Below are 19,055 nucleotides of genomic sequence, written 5' to 3'. Positions count from 1 at the left end.
AATGATACAAAGATAAAGTAATCTTTAATGAACGTCCCCGATCTGTGTTTCACTTATGGGTATTCTTTAAATAAAGATAGGGGCGATATGTAAACTAAAAGGTAGTTAATTGTTTTTCGTTATTCCTGAGTAAACTTTTTCTTGTATTCGTTTGGTGTCATACTGAATTCCTCCTTGAAATATTTTCTGAAATATTTAGGGTCATTAAAACCTACCTGAAAGGCTACTTCATTGACGAACATCTGGCTTTTTTCGAGAAGATCGGCTGCCCGTTTTAGCCTGATAAACCGTATAAATTCCGACGGCGACTTATCGGTAAGCGCCAGTATCTTTTTATAGAAATACACTCTGCTCATAGCCATCTCGCGACAGAGGTCTTCGACCAGAAATTCGGGATTATCAATATTGGTTTCTACAATAGATATCGCTTTTTTGACGAATTTTTCGTCCATTGTCATTACTTCTATTTCGCTGGGCGATACATCAATTTTTCTTTTAAATGATGATTGAGTACTCTTCTGTTTTTCTATTATTTTCGAAATCTTGAGAGTCAGCATCTCTATATTAAAGGGCTTGGATATATAATCGTCCGCACCAGCTTCGATTCCCGAGTATTGATTTTCTTCCGACGATTTTGCCGTAAGCAGTATTACAGGGATATGAGATGTTCTGATGTCGCTTTTTATCTTCCTGCAAAACTCGTATCCATCCATAACGGGCATCATTACATCACATAAAACAATGTCGGGGAGTTGATCCAATACTTTTTGATAAGCATCTGCTCCGTTATTGGCTGTTATAACATGATAGTTCTGCGAGAAAAGGCTTGTAAGGAATTCCCTGAAGTCCTCATTATCATCGACAGCTAATAGTACAGGTTTAGATTTATCGTTATTTATGACAGGAGTATTTTCGGGAGATATATCTTTATCTTCTGCTTCGTGAATTACATCCTGTGCTTTCAGTTCTTTGTAGGACGAATTACGGATGGGGATATATATAGTAAAGGTACTGCCTTTACCCTCTTCACTTTCTACATTTATTTCACCGCTATGCAGCTTGGTATATTCACTAGCTAAATGTAGCCCTACACCTGTTCCCGGCTGACTTCTATGAGCTTGGTTTTCAACCCGGTAAAAACGATCGAATATTTTATCTTGTTCCTCTTTCGGAATTCCGATCCCTGTATCGGAAACCTTGACACATAATTTTTTTACCGCTTCTCTGTCCATTGCTTCTGTGATAGCTATGCTGACATCTATATGTCCTGATTCGGTATATTTAAAGGCATTTGAGAGAAGATTGACCAGTACTTTATTTAGTTTCTCCGGATCAAAATCCATATACAACTCTTCCAGATAAGCTGTAAATGTGAGTTTTATTGATTTTTCCGCTGCTAAAGAAGAGAACTTTAAGCAGATATCCCTTGTAAATGATATAATATCACCCGAAGCAAGGCTTAGATTTTCTTTTTTTAAGTCTAATTTTCTGAAATCCAGTATTTCGTTTACCATTTCAAGAAGATTTTGTGCATTTCTTTTCATTATAGAAAGAAGGGTTCTTTGATCTTCTGTGCAGGGTTCTTTCAATAATTTATCCAGAGGTGTCAATATCAAGGTTATAGGAGTTTTAAACTCGTGACTGATATTAGTGAAGAACCGGAACTTTAGTTCGTCTAGTTCATGCAGTTTATCAGCCTCCATGATTTTCTGGGTTTGCTTAAACTCCTTTTTCTGCTGATTCAGTTTGTACTGAATAAATTTTCTGAGAATAACCAGTATAATAAATGTATAAATAACGAAAGCCCACCAGCTCAGCCAGAATGGAGGTTTTACGATTATTTTCATGACTATAGGGTCGGAAGACCATACCCCATCATTATTACTGGCATAAACGATCAATTTGTAAGTCCCCGGATTGAGATTGGAATAGGAGGCAGTACCTATACCATTCTTTACTTCTGTCCATTGATTATCAAGTCCTTCCAACATATACCGGTAATGGTTTTTCTCCGGATGAATATAGTTGAGAGAAGAGAAAAACAATGTAAAGTTAGTTTCGTCATGATTTAGCTCAATCTCACTGAGATCAGTTATAGGTTCTTTTAAGATAATATGGCCGTTGTATTCTTCTTCCGGTTTGATAATGTTCTGGTATATCGATAAATCGGTAAAACGGGGCTTAGGTACCACTTTATTGAAGTTTATACCATTCGGATTAAAACAAATGTATCCATTAGTACTACCGATATAGATAGATCCTATATTATCTTTGAATATTGAATTCTGGTTAAATATAGAACTGGGTAATCCGTCATTTATGTCAAAGTTAGTAATTGAATACGATAGCTTATTATCAGTGAATTGACAATCTATACGTACTAATCCGTTCCGGGTTCCGGCCCAGATGTTGCCATTGTTATCCTCGATCAGGGAAACAACCTCGTCATTGTATAAGCCATTAACGGCTGTTATAAATGTAAATGAGCGAGTGGTGCTATTATATATATTGATTCCATTGTCAGTAGCAATCCATGCCAATTTGCGGGAGTCTATTAGTACATTATTTACCGGGACATTTGTAAGGGAGTCAATCATTGATTTATCCGGAAAAAAAGGATATATCTTTTTGTCATCGCCATTAATAACATTTATGCCTCTGTCGGAGCTTATATAAATATTCTTTTCGGTATCAGTAAACATCGACAGGCAGTAATCTGACAATAATTGTGATGTGTTTTGTTTATTGTATTTAGTAAAAGTTTTACGAGACTCATCCAGTTTATCAATACCTTCGCCAAGGGTTCCGATCCACAGGTTGTTTTCGTCGTCTTCGGCTAGCCCGTATATGCTCTTACCCGATATACTGTTCGGATTATTACTATCTATCTGGTATCGTATAAAAGCTGAACCATCGAAAGCATTTAATCCATCCATGAACGTTCCGACCCATATTGTTTTTCTGTGATCGAGGTAAATCGATGTAATTATGTCAGAAGAGATACTGGTTGGGTCTGATTGTGAAGTCCGGAAATTTTTCAGCTCTTTCGATTTCTCATTGTATCTGATAAGTCCGCGTCCATTTGTTCCGATCCAGAGATTATCGTTGCTGTCTTTGAACAAACTATTACAGTCAAGTGGCTCAGAATCTTTCTTATAGGTTTCGAAAAGTGGTGATTTTTTGAATTTGAACAAGTCGGGATGATAGTATGACAGTCCGTTTTTGTATGTTCCTACCCAAACGATTCCGTCATCAGAACAGTAAGTGCTGATGATTGAATTCTGGCTGATTGTATGATTATTGTATATATCGTGCTTCAGTACTGTTACAACCTTATTTTTCTTGTCAAAGATATTGACTCCGCCATGGTCTGTTCCGATCCAGAATAGTCCGTTCTTATCCTGACTGATTGATCTGATCAGGCTGTTGGATAAGTTTATATTGGTATCTTTATTCAGAAAAGTCCATTCTGTAGTCTGAGGGTTCAGATAACCTATGCCTTTATCGCCTACGCCGGGATATACCCATAAATGATTATCGGAATCAATAAATATCGACTTTATAATAAGGGAGTTATCGGCATGTTGTTGAAAAAAAGAATCTCGTAAGTCTACTTTTCTGGTAGTTTGATTAAAGCGCTCGATAAGCCCGTCTCTGTGTAATATCCAAATATAGTCGCCGTTAATTTTCATTTTAGCGATTTTTCCCGGGTTTATCTGACCGGAGGATATATCCTGACTATAAAATAAAGTTTGTTTCGACTCTACTTCATATTTGTATATTCCTTTACCTGCATAATAAGCATAGAAGTCTTTGTTTTTGTCTATTTCGATTATTGAAGGGTAGGTGGCTAAACCCATCTTTTTGAGTTCGGGAGCGATATTCCGAATAAACCGTTCTGTTTTGTAATTATATATGTAGTAATCGATTCCGCTATAGTATAGCCATAAATTGCCGTTTGCGTCTTCTTGTATGTTCGAGTAGCGGTCGACAGGTGTACTATTGATATCGTGTTTGTTGTGCTTGAATATTTTGAAATTACGTCCGTCGTATCGGTTTAAGCCTGAGTTGGTAGCAAACCACATAAAACCTTTACTGTCTTTAAAAATACATTCGACCTGATTATTGGATAATCCGTTGCTGCTGTTAAGATGAAAAAAGTCTATGGATTGTGTCTGCGCAGTTATACCATTATATAAACTGCACAGTAGAAAAGCAAAGGCAAAAAGTAATCTCATGTGGCTAAGTAGGGCATTTGAGGGTTTAATGCAAATTTATATAAAATATATAACCGAGGATGTTATTGTTACTATTTAAGTATGGTTAAAGAAACATTTGAACCCTATCGTAAATCAGTGAATACCTTCTTTTAAGAACATTCAATCTATATTACTTATCTCGTAAAGCTTACTTTTGTAATATGAACTAAACTATAAAAATCAAATTCATGAAGAAACATCTATTTTTGGTAGCGCTATTAGTGCCGGCTCTGTTCTTCAGTTGCAAGAGTTCGTCCTATACGAAAACAGAGGACGGAGTAATTGTGAGCCTGAAAGAGCAAGCAAATTCAGCTAAGAGTGTCCGTTTACAAGTAATTAATGACGATGTTATACGGGTTACTGCTACTCCGACAGGTAAATTTTCTGATAAAAAGAGCCTTATTACTGTTTTTGAATCAACACAAAAACAAGGATGGGATGTTGTAGAAAAAGACAGTACTGTCTCTATTAAAACAGCAACTACAATTGCCACCGTTTCACTAACGACAGGTGAGGTTGTATTTACCGATTTGAATGGCAATGTTTTGCTTTCGGAAAACAAAGGCGGAGGAAAATCGTTTACCGATATCGAAGTAGAGGGTAAAAAAGCTTATACTTTCAGACAAGTATTTGAATCGCCCGATGATGAAGCTTTTTATGGGCTGGGACAACATCAGGCTGATGAATTCAATTATAAAGGTAAAAATGAAATATTGTTCCAATACAATACTAAAGTTTCGGTTCCCTTTGTTATTTCTTCTAAAAACTACGGAATCCTGTGGGATAATTATTCATTGACAAAGTTCGGAGATCCGAACGACTATCAGGATTTGAATCAATTCAGACTCTATGACAAAAATGGAAAGGAAGGTTCTTTAACCGCAACTTATCTGGTTAACGGTGATCCAAAACAGGTTTTTGTTGAAAGAAGCGAAAATAAAATCGATTATGAAAATCTGGAAACGGTAGAGAATTTCCCTAAAGATTTCCCTTTCAACAACTCACGTATTACATGGGAAGGTGAGCTTGAAGCTAAAGAGTCGGGTATTCACCGTTTCATCTTATACTATGCAGGATATACCAAAGTATATATAAATGACGAAGAAGTGGTTGCCGAAAGATGGCGTACAGCTTGGAATCCTAACAGCTACAAATTCACATACAACTTTGAAGCTGGAAAGAAATACAAAGTAAAGGTAGATTGGAAACCGGACGGTGGTATCTCTTATGTTAGTTTGAAATTCTTAAACCCAAGAGCAGATCAGGATCAGAATAAACTTTCGTTGTGGTCTGAAATGGGTGACGAAATCGATTACTACTTCATCAGAGGTAATAATATGGACGATGTAATTAAGGGTTACCGTACTGTGACAGGTAAGTCTCAGGTTATGCCTAAATGGGCAATGGGATTCTGGCAAAGTAGAGAGCGATACAAAACTCAGGATGAATTGCTTGGTGCACTGAAAGAATATCGCAAGCGTAATATTCCGATCGATAATATAGTATTAGACTGGTCGTATTGGCCTCAGAATGCATGGGGTAGCCACGATTTCGATCAGGCACGTTTTCCCGATGCAAAAGGTATGATCGATAGCATACACGCTATGGACGCACGTATTATGATCTCGGTATGGCCTAAATTTTATTATACAACAGATAATTATAAAGCTTTCGACAAAGAAGGATGGATGTTTAACCGTGCCGTAAAAGACAGTATCCGCGACTGGATCGGAACAGGATATATTGCAGGTTTCTATGATGCATATAGTGAAGGTGCCCGTAAAATGTTCTGGAATCAAATGAGCGAAAAACTATATTCGAAAGGTATAGATGCTTGGTGGATGGATGCATCGGAACCCGATATTCTGTCTAACGCAAGTATGCAATACCGTAAAGAGTTGATGACTCCGACCGCTCTTGGTCCTTCAACAGAGTATTTCAATGCTTATGCATTAGTTAACGCACAAGGTATTTATGAAGGACAGCGCAGCGAGAAACCCAACGACCGTGTATTCTTGTTAACTCGTTCCGGATTTGCCGGCTTACAAAGATATTCTACTGCTACATGGAGTGGGGATATCGGTACACGTTGGGAAGATATGAAATCGCAGATTTCGGCGGGACTTAACTTTGCCATGTCGGGTATTCCTTATTGGACAATGGATATAGGGGGATTCTGTGTCGAAAAACGATATGAAACAGCTAAAGAAGGTTCGGAAGATTTGAAAGAGTGGCGCGAGTTAAATACCCGCTGGTTCCAGTTCGGAGCATTCTGTCCGTTGTTCCGTAGCCATGGACAATATCCTTATCGCGAAATATATAATATTGCCCCCGAAGGACATCCTGCTTACAACAGTATGGTATATTATACTAAACTGCGTTACAGATTGATGCCTTATATATATTCGTTGGCAGGAATGACATACTTCAACGATTATACAATTATGCGTGCTATGGTTATGGACTTTACTGCCGATCAAAAAACTCATAATATCAGCGACCAATACATGTTCGGACCTGATCTGATGGTATGCCCTGTTTATAAATACAAATCGACCAGCCGGAATGTATATTTCCCTGAAAACAGTAACTGGTACGATTTCGAGACTAAAGCTTACATTACAGGAGGAAAAGATCAGGTAGTATCTGCTCCTTACGAAAAGATCCCTTTGTTTGTGCGTGAAGGTGCTATTCTTCCGATGGGTAAAGATATTCAGAATACAAAACAAGTTCAGGAAGACATAGTATTGCAAGTCTATACAGGAAAAGACGGAGAATTTACGCTGTATGAAGATGAAGGTGTAAACTATAACTACGAAAAAGGAAAATATTCTACTATCAAGATCTCTTATGATGAAAAGACTAAAACAATTACAATAGGAGATATTCAGGGTGAATATGACGGAATGCCTAAATCGAGAAAAATCGATATCGAATGGTTCTCGAAAGACGGACAAAAACGTCCTGTAACTTCAGTTACTTACACAGGTAAACAGCTTACAGTAAATATGTAAAAATATCAGGAATTTCCGGAAGACCACAATCTTCCGGAAATATCTTAATCAAATTCATGTATGAAGAAAATATACAGTATACTATCTGTAATCGCTCTTTTCTGTTTTTTGGCGGTTTCCTGTTCTTCAGAAAAGGATGTGCGTCAAGTTTCGGATTTTACCGAAGGATGGAAATTCAATCTCGGAGACGAACCGGAAGCTTATAAAGCAGATTTCGATGATAATAATTGGAGACAGCTCGATCTTCCTCATGACTGGAGTATCGAAGCCGATTTCTCGCTTTCCAATCCGGCAACTCCCGGAGGTGGAGCTCTACCCGGTGGAATAGGGTGGTACCGGAAAGAATTTACTGTTGATCAGGCTGATAAGGATAAGACAATATACATTGATTTCGACGGTATATATTGGCTCAGCAAAGTTTGGGTCAATGGAAAACTGATAGGAGAAAGACCTAACGGATATATTTCGTTCCGGTACGATCTTACCCCGTATATAAAATACGGAGAGAAAAATGTAATCGCAGTAAGAGTGGATAATTCTAAGCAGCCTAATTCGCGCTGGTATTCGGGGTCAGGTATCTATCGGAATGTTTGGCTGACAAAGGTTAATCCTGTGCATGTCGACTATTGGGGTACTTACGTAACTACTCCCAGTGTAACGGATCAAGAGGCTTCTGTTAAAATAGTTACCCGTATCAAAAATGGAAACACCTCCGAGCAGGATGTGGAACTGTATTCGGTATTAGTGGATGCTACAGGAAAAGAAGTGGCGACTGTTAATGTTTCGGTAAAGCTTTCGGCTAGTGATACAGTATCGGTAGAGCAAACCCTGAATGTAGATAATCCGACATTATGGTCTGTCGAAAATCCGTATATGTATAAGGTGGTAACCCGCATTGTGCAGAATGATAAACTCATAGATAATTATGAGACACCGATAGGTATACGTTATTTTCATTTTGATGCAGATAAAGGATTCTTTCTGAACGGAAAATCTGTGAAAATTAAAGGAGTTTGCAACCATCACGATTTAGGTGCACTCGGAGCAGCAGTAAATGTCAGGGCAATAGAGCGCCAGTTGGAGATACTGAAAGAAATGGGATGTAATGGCATACGTACAGCCCATAATCCTCCGGCACCCGAATTGCTCGACTTGTGCGACAAAATGGGATTTATCGTAATGGATGAAGCATTCGATATGTGGCGTAAGAAAAAATCACCTTATGATTATTCACAATATTTCCCCGAATGGCATGAGCGAGATTTAACAGACCTCATACTTAGAGACCGTAACCATCCATCCATATTTATGTGGAGTGTTGGTAACGAGGTTTTGGAACAGTGGTCACATATTGATGCTGATACGCTCGACTTACAACAGGCCAATATGATACTCAACTTTGCGAATACGTTGGATAATAAGAAAATACAGTCCGAAGATTTGCATATAAACTCACTTGTAGCAAGCAAATTAGCGGATATAGTTAAGAAGCTCGACCCTACACGTCCTGTAACTACCGGTAATAATGAAACAGAGCCTTCGAATCACGTATTCCGTTCAGGTTCGATGGATATAATAGGTTTTAATTATCATGAAAATAATTGGGGTGAGGAGTTTCATAAAAAATTCCCGGATCAGAAGTTAATAATTACAGAATCTACGTCAGGATTGATGTCCCGTGGATATTACGAGATGCCGTCAGATAGTATGAATATTTGGCCCGAACGATGGGATAAGCCATTTGACCGTCCGGTTCATCAATGTTCGTCTTATGACAATTGTCATGTGCCTTGGGGTACAACTCACGAAGATTCATGGCGGGCAGTTAAGAATAATCCGCATATATCCGGAATATATATTTGGACAGGATTTGACTATCTGGGAGAACCTACACCTTTCTGGTGGCCATCGCGAAGTTCGTATTTTGGTATTATTGACTTGGCAGGGATTCCTAAAGATGTCTATTATATGTATCAGAGCGAATGGACGGATAAGGATGTTCTGCATGTTTTTCCTCATTGGAACTGGAAAGAAGGGCAGACCGTGGATATCTGGGCATATTATAACAATGCCGATGAAGTGGAATTATTTCTGAATGGAAAATCATTGGGTAAAAAGTCGAAAGAGGCAGATCAATTTCACGTTATGTGGAGAGTGCCATTTGTGAAAGGTACTTTAAAAGCAGTTTCTTATAAGAACGGAAAAGAAGTATTGGTAAAAGAGACTAAAACTTCGGGTGATCCGGTTTCTATAAAACTGACAGCTGACAGAAGTAAGATCAAAGCGGACGGAAAAGATCTTTCGTTTGTAACAGTGGAGGCATTGGATGCTAACGGCATACCCGTACCGGTTGCAGATGATCTGATCGACTTTACAGTGTCGGGAAATGGATTTATCGCCGGAACCGATAATGGAGATGCGACCGATAGTACTTCATTGAAAAGACCACGACGGAAGTTGTTTAGCGGAAAAGCAGTAGTGATTCTTCAGTCCGGAAGAAAATCTGGAAATATAACCTTGACTGCAAAGTCGGAAAAACTGAAGAGCGCAACCATAGATATAAGTACACATGGTGACTAGTTTTTGATGAAGAAAAGATTATTCTTTTGGGAAAGGAGTGGCTGTGAGCAGGCCATTCCTTTCTTTTTATAATGGTCAAAAGTGTTTTTTCGAAATTTATAGTTTACTTTACTTTCTGTAACGGATTATTAGAGTGAATACGGTAAAAAAGATGAATCAGGAAACAGGTACAGGATCGAGACGTAAAATCCTTTCGATACAAAGTCGTTTAGTTTGTGGTTATGTAGGTAATAATATAGCGGAACTGGCTATCCAGTTATACGGATTAGATGTGATATCTTTTCCTACAGTTCTGTTTTCTACACATACGGGTATTTCGCGCATATACGGAAGCGCGATAAACAAACCTCTGTTTGATGAACTGATCGAGGGAATCAAGGCAATAAATGTAATTAAGGATATCAATAATATGATAACGGGGTATATAGGTGCTCCTGAGATTGTAGAATCTTCGGCTTCGTTCATCAAACATATTAAAGAACAGTTTCCCGACCGTTTATATATATGCGATCCCGTGATGGGTGATTTCGATCAGGGAATGTATGTTTCGGATGAAGTAGCAGAATCCATAGAACAACACCTTTTGCCTATAAGCGATATTCTGACTCCTAATCACTACGAGCTGAAACGTTTGCTGCGGAGTGATGCCGATACAATAGATTCTATTTTGGAAGCAGTGATGTCTCATCCGGTATTGTCTTCAAAAAAAATAGTAGTAACAGGCTGTATCTTAAAAGATACTCCGGTTGATGTTGTTGATATGCTGGTTATACAAGATGGCAGGATAGAACGTGTTTCTTCGCCTAAAGTTGATATTGCGATGGTGGGAGCGGGAGACCTGTTTACTGCTGTTGTTTCTGTCCAAATGGCTAAAGGAGCCGATCTGTTGAAGGCTACACATGTAGCGTCCGAAACATTATATAGGTCACTGATATATTCGAAAGAAAGAAATTGCAGGGAAATGAACTCCGAATGTTTGTTGAACTGTATAGAGAGATGATAAATGAAAAAGAAGAGCCAACAATAGCTCTTCTTTTTTTTATCTGATTAGAACTGAAATTTATTCGAATAAGAAAGGCTTAGTAGTTATTTTGTACCGGTCTTCTTCAAAGAAGAATTTTTCTTCCCCGAATGCAGGTTCCAGTTGATTGAACCAGGTTGCCTTCGGGTTATATTTTGCAAAAAAGGGAATATCTACCCATCGTGGATTCCGCCCTTGGATAAACCGTAATACAAATATTTTTTCTCCTTTAACCTCCTGTACTCCTAATACTTGTATCTTTCCTGCATGATCACTCATACTAGGGCCTCTCACAGTACGGCACAATCCGCTGACTTGCCTGTATGCTTTACGGAATATATTCCAGCATTTTTCTAAAGGTATTTCAAAGTAATGTTTCGATCCTGTATCCCTTGCAATAAACATATAATAGGGAATACAACCCAGATCGACCTGTTTGCGCCACATTTCGGCCCATATTTCAGGTTTATCGTTGATATGCTTGAGTAGGGGAGATTGGGTACGTATTTGAGTGCCTGTACTCCGGATTCGGGCGATAGCTTGTTTGACAGCTTTGGTCGATAACTCTTTCGGGTGGTTGAAGTGAGCCTGAACCGATAAGTTTTTGCCCGAATTATTTATTTCTTCAAATAAATGAATAATATCATCACTGTCATTATCGGTCAGATATCTGTAAGGCCAATAAGCCAAAGATTTAGTCCCAATACGAATAGAACGGATATGGTCGAATTCGGGGCTTAACAATGGTGCAATATAGCTTCTCAGTATAGCGGCACTCATTACCATAGGGTCACCCCCAGTGAATAAAACATCTGTTACTTCCTTATGTACCCGTAAATATTTTATTAAAAGATCAGCTTCTTTCATAGCAAATTTTAGTCCGCTCATACCCGAAAATTGAGGCCACCTGAAACAAAATGTACAATAAGCATGGCATGTTTGTCCCTGGCTTGGAAAGAACAAAACCGTTTCTGGATATTTATGCTGAATTCCTTTTAGCTTTATTTCTCCCAGATATGGGACATTGTGTTCCTGTCCGGCCGGATTCGGATTTAAGGACAGACGTATATCCAGTATTTTGCTGTCGAGTACAGATTTGTCTGCATTATTATCTAACAATGTTTCTACAGCCATATAATGTTTTTTATCGAGCATTCCTTTTCTAGGAAAGTTCAGAGTGAAAATAGGATCGGTTTCGATATTGTCCCAGTCGATCAGCTCGTCTATTACATAATTATTGGTTTTGAAAGGTAATACCCGCCCAACGACTTCAATATCTTTGATAAATTCTTGAGGAATATTAGCCATCTGCGGGATAGATCGATAATTGTGTAATGTATACGTTTTTAGCTGATTGTTGGATTTAGTCATTTATATTTAGTTTTTTAGTTAGAATTCGTAAATTTTGGAGAAAACAGAAATGTTAAATATTTTGTTTTCATTTAATAATCAAGATTTTTGTCTATTGTGCGAATAGATAGAGCTTATTCGCCTATATATAATAGGTTTAAGCTAATGACGAGACCTGTACAATGACAGGGTTTTCACCTGAAAATTAAATCTGGACTGGTTTATTTTTCTAATCAACCGAAGTAAACGTAACAGGTATAGGATAAGTATGTTACTGTGTTTTCAAAAAAGTCCGAAGTGTAAATATACAAAAAAATATCGAAAATCCAGTCTGTACAGGCTACGATTGGTATTAATAACGCAAAGGCTGCGAAAATCTTCCGTAGCCTTTGCGTTATTGTAAGAGAGTATAAGTTGGGTAACTTATTTAATTCCACCATATGCAGCAAAGCAGATGTTTTTGTGCAATATCTCTATTTCAGAGAATCCTACTTTCTTCATCAGATCCAATTGGAAATTTAACGGACGGGGAGTATCTTCTTTCTCTATGTAAGCCAGTACGTTTTGGGCATACTCAGCACCTCCGACATTTGTAAGGTATTCGGTATATTTTTCGGTAAAGTATTGGTCGATAAGCGGTGAGTTTTGAGTTATCAGATCAGAAATCATCAGGCAACCGCCTTTTTTAAGTATCCTGTATAATTTACTGAAAACGGTTTCCCAATCATTGTCATCCCTGAGATGGTGCAGTACAGCTCCCGCCAGAATAATATCGTAACGTCCATTTTCGAGGTCAATCTCCCGTATATCACCTTGTAAACAAGTTACATTACCATTGGTTATGGAGGTAACTCTTTCTTCAGCCCGGTTCAGCATGGGTAAACTAAGATCAATTAATGTACAATTCAGCCCGTGAACTTTCGATAACATTTTTAGAGTATAGTTCCCGGCTCCACATCCTATATCGAGTAAATCTGTGGCTTTGGGGCAAATCCTTTTTGCTGACTCCGTTATTAATTCGAGTGAAATAGTGGCATCTATAGTCGAAACTTGTCCTGTTTCGAGATTCGAAAAGCGTTCGACATCTTTGTCGAATCTTTCCTGTATCTCCTTTGTGCTTAGCTTGTTGTTCATAATTATAAAGAAGTATTTTTAGTTTGTATCCACTTATCGAATATTCCGGCTACCTTGTGTATCGCAATCAGATTGACAATCATAAAGACAATGCCGATAAATGCACAAAGAATAAACTCTGTATAGGTAAAAAGTGATAGTTGGCTCATCATTTTCAGGCTGAATATAGAATAAGGTAAAAAGAGTATGGATGTAATGATGCACGGAATATATTTTCTGATTATAATCCACTGAATGATGTGGACGACTAAATGAATGGAGAATGCCATAAACAGCATTAACCATATATAATAATACTCCATATAAACTGCCGTAAAAGCAGCTATACTGATTAATACAAATTCTTCACATACTGCCAGCGAGAAAGCCGGTGTGGATAGACCTTTTACATGAGGCAACATTTTTGATGATAACCGTGGATAATGTTTTATTAAATACCCTTCGTACTTTCTTATCCACCATTTGAAGAATAATATTTCTTCGAAGTCATGTATCATAAAGATTATAGGTAATAAAAGTACTATGAGATTAAAATCATCCATCGCTTTTTATTATTCTGGTTTAGAAAGAAGTTATAAAGGTAAACCATTACTTATTATAAAGGGTGGAAAGTAAATTATTTCTTGCACCTCAAGAAGTATCGGATCATGGGGTCTGACTCAATTTTTTCTATCTCTTCTATTTCGAAATGATTATACAATACTTCTTCAAACTCAAGCGGTGAAATGTTAAATTTATCCGGTCTGCCTAAATGTTCTTCAATTAACATCATAATCCGGCAGAACGGATTTTCTATATTGGGGATGTCAAGAACAAGTTTTCCATATGGTTTTATTATTCGATGAGCTTCGGCAATGGCCATTGAAACAAAATCCTGTTCGAAATATTCCAACACTCCGATACATGCGCCGATATCGAAGTAATTATTCTTAAAAGGGGTTTTATGAATACTTGTACAATGTAGTGATCCGATAGCCACTTTATTCTTTGTGGTGAACTCATTAAGTAATGATATGGTTTTACTACTTATATCAATCCCATGATATGTTGATGGCCATTTGTCATAGCCCCGGAACATGAGGTTCAGGCAACAACCCATGTCAATAAAATTCATGTTCTTTTCGGGTGATAAGTGCTCTACGATTTTACTGCATTCGCTGCCTTTTGTAGCCCATTTTAAATATATATGATAATCCGGGTCATTCGTAATATATTCAGGTAATCTTTCATATAAATTGATTCCTTTTCTTCCAAGGTCAATTGTAATATCATAAGATTCGGCTAAAAGTTTCAGTCGTTTTTCCATCTGTTTCGAGACTTAAGGTTTATGGACGATTTATTAACCGGTTATTAAGTATCAGGTTGTAAACTTTATCTCTGAAATTTCGGGCTACAGGTATTTTATGAGAGTTTATATTTAACAGATTTCCCTCGATTGCAATTACGCGGTCAATATTTACTATATACGAGCGATGTGTTTGATGAAAAATATTCGGAGGTAAACTTTCTATTATGAGTTTCAGTGTAGAATACACTATTTCTCTCGAAGTGGTGGTTTGAATTATCACATAGTTTTCCATACTTTCGAGAAACAGAATATCTTTAAACAGAAGTTTTTTTAATTGCTTGTCGCTTTTTACAAAAATATAATCAGTAATCTCTTTTTGCTTTTTTTCCAGTGCGTCATGTACTCTGTTTACCGATTTAAGAAAACGGTCGAATGATACGGGTTTCAAAAGGTAATCCACTACATCAAATTCATACCCTTTAAGAGCATATTGTTCGTATGCTGATACAATAATGACTTTGGGCGGATTTACTATATTAGTTAATAATTCGATCCCTGTCATTTCGGGCATTTCAATATCAAGAAAAACAAGATCAGGCTGCAATGTTTTTAATGCTGTATTTAGTTGAATCGCATCTTCATACTCGCCTATAAGAGATAAGAAGCTTATTTTTTCGATATAACTTCTTAATCCTTTCCGGGCTAAAGGTTCGTCATCAGTAATAATACATTTTATTTCCATATCATACTGTTTTTATTGTTAATTTGCTCACGAATAAATTTTCAACTTGCTCAATATCTAAGCTGTATCTGTTAGGGTATAACAGATACAGCCGCCTCTTCAAATTATTAATACCTATTCCTTTATGCTCTATGTTTTCTATGTTTTGATTCTGAGATACAGTGTTCTCTACATAAAACCGGATCAGATTGTCTTCCAGTTTCATTTCAAGCTTTATCCTGTATTCCTCGCCCCTTACATATTTAAAAGCATTTTCTATCAATGGCTGAAATAGCAATGGGTGTACTTTCTGTTCTCTTAATTGTGGATCGAAATATGTATTAAGAACAAGTCTGTCGCTCATCCTGAGTTGTTGAAAGGCAATGTACGATTGCAGATAATTGATTTCCTGCTCAAGAGTTACTTCCTTCTCAATATCGTAAAGTTGGTATCGCAACAGATCCGACAATTTTTCTATACTGTGTTTAGCTTCCTGATTTTCTTCATCTATCTGAAAGTAGATTGTATTCAGGGCATTGAATAAAAAATGAGGGTGATATTGTGATTTCAGGAATTTTAGTTCAGCCTCAGATTTATCAGCTTTTAGTTTCTCAAGCGTCAACATTTTATCCTGATAATTCTTATTCACCATTTCATTTCTTATCAGAGTATAATAAATTAATAGAAATGGTATAAAGCATACATTTATAAGCATATAATCGATCCATCCGCTTCCCATATAGAATATTCCGGCATATTGTCCTAATACAAGCACTATATTTATTGTAGATAACTGTAATGTTACGATCAGATATTCTTTGATAACGGATTTATTGTTAATGGATATGATTTTGCTTAATTGCCGGCGCCATACAATATCGTAAAAATAACAAAGGAATATAGTAAAGCATATACTGATCAGATGTAACCTCAGGTCTCCTGCCCAAAAGACATCATGCTTGGTAAAATCTGTAACAACCCGTAACATATTGAACAGAATAATCCCTCCAAAAAACGGATACAACCAGCGAAGTGAATTTTTCATTTATATTTATTTTGCTAAATATTCTACTCTAAGATAAATTAAAGTTCTGAATCATAAATAATAAAGTTCGGTTTATTGATCTTTCAATCCGAATAATGGCCTTATCCATTTGTATCGCCTTATCCCGAATTCGTATATAATCAGGCTGAACCCGAATGTGCCGATTACCATTAATGTGAATTTTGGAAAAAAGTCTAGATTGGTCTGTTTAAGGTAATAGCATAAAACGACAATCACAGTTTGGTGTAAAATATACAATGGGTATACAGATTCGTTGGCGTACGAAAGGAATTTACTTGGTTTATTGAGATAAGTCGCCCCATAACCAAAGATGGTAAGTATCCATGACCACAGATTAACTACTTTGACGAATGAAGATATATACAATTTCCCTGAAAAATCATCTGTACCAAACCATAAAAACATAAGTAACGGAAATGCTACAATACCACAAAGCAAGTACAGATGTTTATTCTTTATTACAGTTTGCCAAAATATGTTTTTAAGCGAAATCAACAGAAAACCAAAGAAAAACAATGTACAATAATTTATAAGATTATACCAATCACCGATCAGAGCATGAGTGGAAGGAAAAATAGGAGCCAGATAAGTTTCCCAGAAGAAAAGTGGAATGATTAACAGATAAAGCCCCAATCTACTCTTGCTCAAAGATTGCATTTTTCTTATTAGCCATGCCTCGGAATTTTTATGTAAATACCGAAAAGCCGGAATTAATATCAACGAGAATATGAGTAGGTAGAGTATAAACCATAAATGATGCCACGAAATAGCTCCTCCGTCTGGATATGGCTTCCAAAATGATTTATCTGAATAGAACTCGAAATAATTACCGGAGAATCGTCCTTGGTCGAGCCACTCGAAATATACTTGTGGCGGTACAATAAGTGCCATTCCTACAAGTAATGGAATAAACAATCTTATCAGCCGTTCTTTAGCAAATTGTCCTCCGCTTCTTTTCGATAGGGCATAATATGTTCCCATCCCCGAAATAACGAAAAGGATAGAAAGCCGCCATTGGTTAAGAAATAGCATAGGAAGAACGAGTCCTTCATGGGTTTGTGTGTCTTTGATGTGGTTCTGCCATGGAACAAAGACCATTCCGACATGATAAAAAATAAGTAATCCGAAAGCGATAACCCTGAGGTTGTCTAAATCATATCTGCGCATATTTACATATATTTAAAATATGCCCAAAACTAATTTCGGATATTCTGATATTCCAATTAATATGACGAATGGCTTGATTTACTTGACGAATAGCAGAATGGATAAATATCCTTCCATGAGTCGGATATAGTTTTGGTTGTGAAATCAAAAAGGCTTACGATTTCTTGTAAACCTTTAAAACAAAATAAATTCTTATGGTGAAAGCATAATTTCACGGATTCATCTAAAATCTATACCCAATTTTAGCGCCACCTACAATGTCGATTATATTGGGCTTCCATGTTTCATTGCCAACAGAAATATTTTTAGTGTTAGTATGTATGTCGATCCCTATCCATGGATTAATATATAATGCTTTGTAGAGACTTATTGCATATCCAGCTCCAGAATGGATATCAAACAAATTAGTATCGCCTTTCAGTCCTGTAGACTTGGACTCTATACTTTGATTGGTCAACCCTAATCCGGCTGCTATCCAAAGACCTTTGTATTCTCTTTTTTGCTTTCCAATAAAGAAATCAACTTCCATTTCATAAAAAGTAGAGGTTAAATTTTTAAATCCATCAGGAGCAAATGATGATGGGAATGTAGATTTTGCAAAAACAAAACGTGACCTAATCCCGTTCATTCCAACCCAAAATGATCCATGATATCCTTTATTTATATAGCACATTACCTCAGATTCAATACCTATGGTGAGTTTTTTACTCGATTCTATTTTTTTTATTTCTTGGCTATACAGTTGTATGGATGCGGTTACAGCAATTGATAATAAAAGCGAAATTTTCCCGATTCTTTTCATTGTAATAATCAATTATAATTCTGACACAAAATTACAATCACCTTGTCTATCGGTTTCTTGAATTAATTCAAGAAATTGTATTATTTGCTTAATCTTGTCTTTGAGAGCCATTCGGGACTTACATTTAGATACGATGCTATTTTGTACTGAGGAACCAGTTGTATTATATTCGAATATTTTTGTCTGAAGGTTTCATAGCGTTCTTTCGGAGGTAAATACATCCAGCGTATTCTATCCATGGCACTCGAATAGAATATTTCCATAAAATATTTTTCTAATACATTTAACTTTGGGTTTGTTTCAAATAAGTTGTTCAGGTCAACTTTCTTAAAAACCAAAATGTCGCTATCCTGTGTTGCCCTGATTTGACACTCGGCGGGTTTATTCAAAGAGAAAGATGCAAACTCTGCAGCTAATGAATAAGGAGGTAAAAATTCAACGATCTTCTCCATCCCGTCCATAGATATAACCATTTCTAGTAAGCCTGTTTGCACAATGGCCAGATGATGAGCGTATTTACCATAATCCAGAAAGACTTCATTCTTTTTCAAGAGTAAAGGAGTGCCTGTATCCATTACACTTAATATTTCTTCTGCTGAAAATGATGGGATATTATTTATTATATGTTCGACAAAAGTATTCATCTTAAATTT

The 19,055-nt window shown here is 36.9% G+C and carries 13 protein-coding genes; 3 read left to right on the top strand and 10 right to left on the bottom strand.

Translation table 11 applies throughout. The annotated features are described in order from the left end of the window. Nucleotides 1–119 precede the first annotated feature (119 nt). On the bottom strand, nucleotides 120–4,238 hold the full coding sequence (locus BUC12_RS09255) for a two-component regulator propeller domain-containing protein (protein WP_082141912.1): 4,119 nt from the start codon (nucleotides 4,236–4,238) through the stop codon (nucleotides 120–122). Between the two features lie 209 nt (nucleotides 4,239–4,447). On the opposite strand from BUC12_RS09255, the gene BUC12_RS09250 reads away from it, so the two are divergent. The 3 genes from BUC12_RS09250 (at nucleotide 4,448) to pdxY (ending at nucleotide 10,853) form a co-directional block, all read left to right on the top strand. Next, nucleotides 4,448–7,273, top strand: a complete 2,826-nt coding sequence (locus BUC12_RS09250; RefSeq protein WP_062180403.1) for a TIM-barrel domain-containing protein — start codon at nucleotides 4,448–4,450, stop codon at nucleotides 7,271–7,273. Between the two features lie 60 nt (nucleotides 7,274–7,333). Continuing rightward, nucleotides 7,334–9,853, top strand: a complete 2,520-nt coding sequence (locus BUC12_RS09245) for a glycoside hydrolase family 2 TIM barrel-domain containing protein (protein WP_062180406.1) — start codon at nucleotides 7,334–7,336, stop codon at nucleotides 9,851–9,853. A 151-nt stretch (nucleotides 9,854–10,004) separates the two neighbouring features. After that, nucleotides 10,005–10,853, top strand: coding sequence for a pyridoxal kinase (gene pdxY / locus BUC12_RS09240; RefSeq protein ID WP_062180409.1), 849 nt, complete (start codon nucleotides 10,005–10,007; stop codon nucleotides 10,851–10,853). Between the two features lie 60 nt (nucleotides 10,854–10,913). On the opposite strand, the gene BUC12_RS09235 is transcribed toward pdxY, so the two are convergent. The 9 genes from BUC12_RS09235 to BUC12_RS09195 all read right to left on the bottom strand — a co-directional run bounded on the left by BUC12_RS09235 (nucleotide 10,914) and on the right by BUC12_RS09195 (nucleotide 19,046). Beyond that, the gene (locus BUC12_RS09235) at nucleotides 10,914–12,245 is read right to left on the bottom strand and encodes a KamA family radical SAM protein (RefSeq protein WP_062180412.1); all 1,332 of its coding nucleotides are present in this window, start codon (nucleotides 12,243–12,245) and stop codon (nucleotides 10,914–10,916) included. Nucleotides 12,246–12,647: 402 nt separating this feature from the next. Next, nucleotides 12,648–13,358 (bottom strand): class I SAM-dependent methyltransferase, encoded by a 711-nt coding sequence (locus BUC12_RS09230; protein WP_062180415.1) that lies wholly within the window; start codon nucleotides 13,356–13,358, stop codon nucleotides 12,648–12,650. A gap of 2 nt (nucleotides 13,359–13,360) precedes the next feature. Next, a complete protein-coding gene (locus tag BUC12_RS09225) occupies nucleotides 13,361–13,900 on the bottom strand; it encodes an HXXEE domain-containing protein (protein WP_062180418.1) in 540 nt (179 codons plus the stop codon). 74 nt (nucleotides 13,901–13,974) lie between these two features. Continuing rightward, on the bottom strand, nucleotides 13,975–14,664 hold the full coding sequence (locus BUC12_RS09220) for a class I SAM-dependent methyltransferase (protein WP_062180420.1): 690 nt from the start codon (nucleotides 14,662–14,664) through the stop codon (nucleotides 13,975–13,977). A gap of 19 nt (nucleotides 14,665–14,683) precedes the next feature. After that, nucleotides 14,684–15,388, bottom strand: coding sequence for a LytR/AlgR family response regulator transcription factor (locus tag BUC12_RS09215; protein WP_062180422.1), 705 nt, complete (start codon nucleotides 15,386–15,388; stop codon nucleotides 14,684–14,686). Nucleotide 15,389: 1 nt separating this feature from the next. Beyond that, nucleotides 15,390–16,412 (bottom strand): sensor histidine kinase, encoded by a 1,023-nt coding sequence (locus BUC12_RS09210; protein ID WP_062180424.1) that lies wholly within the window; start codon nucleotides 16,410–16,412, stop codon nucleotides 15,390–15,392. Between the two features lie 72 nt (nucleotides 16,413–16,484). Next, on the bottom strand, nucleotides 16,485–17,600 hold the full coding sequence (locus BUC12_RS09205; RefSeq protein WP_062180426.1) for an acyltransferase family protein: 1,116 nt from the start codon (nucleotides 17,598–17,600) through the stop codon (nucleotides 16,485–16,487). Between the two features lie 223 nt (nucleotides 17,601–17,823). Further along, nucleotides 17,824–18,402: a hypothetical protein gene (locus BUC12_RS09200; RefSeq protein ID WP_062180428.1), complete on the bottom strand. Its 579-nt coding sequence runs from the start codon at nucleotides 18,400–18,402 to the stop codon at nucleotides 17,824–17,826. Between the two features lie 80 nt (nucleotides 18,403–18,482). Continuing rightward, nucleotides 18,483–19,046, bottom strand: coding sequence for a Crp/Fnr family transcriptional regulator (locus BUC12_RS09195; protein ID WP_062180431.1), 564 nt, complete (start codon nucleotides 19,044–19,046; stop codon nucleotides 18,483–18,485). Nucleotides 19,047–19,055: the final 9 nt, after the last annotated feature.

It is taken from the genome of Indolivaga macrotermitis (assembly GCF_900128985.1).
In the GTDB taxonomy this organism is placed as follows: Bacteria; Bacteroidota; Bacteroidia; order Bacteroidales; family Dysgonomonadaceae; genus Dysgonomonas_A; species Dysgonomonas_A macrotermitis.
Note: the sequence above shows the minus strand (reverse complement) of the source record. Positions and strands in the feature narration are given on the sequence as shown.